The organism is Neobacillus drentensis (assembly GCF_036966985.1).
Taxonomy (GTDB): Bacteria; Bacillota; Bacilli; order Bacillales; family Cytobacillaceae; genus Neobacillus; species Neobacillus drentensis_E.
This window is the reverse complement of the sequence record NZ_JBALSN010000793.1, coordinates 1-1,023: the sequence shown is the minus strand read 5'-3', so window position 1 is coordinate 1,023 and position 1,023 is coordinate 1. Positions and strand designations below refer to the sequence as shown.

Here is a 1,023-nt window from a genome sequence, read left to right as displayed (position 1 = left end):
TATGATGACCGCTCTCGTCCATTGGGCGGGAGTTTTTGACATTTACACACAAGCAGGAGGTTCCGACATGCCGGAAAAGAAAAAAACGTTTTATCTGACTACACCAATTTACTATCCGAGCGGAAAATTACATATTGGACATGCTTATACGACAGTGGCAGGGGATGCCATGGCTCGATATAAACGTCTGCAAGGCTATGATGTGATGTATTTAACGGGTACAGATGAGCACGGACAAAAAATTCAGCAAAAAGCTGAAGAACAAAATATTACACCGATTGAGTATTTAGATCCGGTCGTTGCTGACATTAAATCATTATGGAAGAAACTCGACATTTCAAACGATGATTTCATTCGTACAACGGAAAAAAGACATACGAAAATCATTGAGCAAGTCTTCCAAAAGTTGCTTGATCAAGGAGATATTTATTTAGATCAATATGAGGGCTGGNNGTTGATGTTGAGCGAAATGAGAAAGGGGAAGTCATTGGAGGGAAAAGCCCGGACAGTGGACACCCTGTTGAATTGATTAAAGAGGAATCATATTTCTTCCGTATGAGTAAGTATGCAGATCGCTTACTAGACTATTACGAAAAGAACCCGTCGTTCATTCAGCCTGAATCAAGAAAGAATGAAATGATTAATAACTTCATTAAACCGGGGTTAGAGGATTTAGCTGTATCAAGAACAACCTTTGATTGGGGCATTAAAGTACCTAATAATCCGAAGCACGTCATCTATGTATGGATTGATGCGTTATTCAACTACTTAACAGCGATTGGCTACGGAACCGATCAAGATGAAAAATATAAAAAATATTGGCCTGCCAACGTACACCTAGTTGGGAAAGAAATTGTACGATTCCATACAATTTACTGGCCAATTATGCTGATGGCACTTGATCTGCCGTTGCCAAAACAAATTTTTGCACATGGCTGGCTGCTCATGAAAGATGGCAAAATGTCTAAATCAAAAGGGAACGTAGTAGATCCTGTTACGTTAATTGATCGTTATGGTCTTGAT

Annotated in this window: 1 pseudogene; it reads left to right on the top strand. The window is 39.5% G+C overall.

The features are described from left to right. Positions 1–67 precede the first annotated feature (67 nt). Positions 68–1,023 (top strand): annotated as a pseudogene (metG, locus tag V7659_RS31795) (methionine--tRNA ligase); the annotation flags it as partial.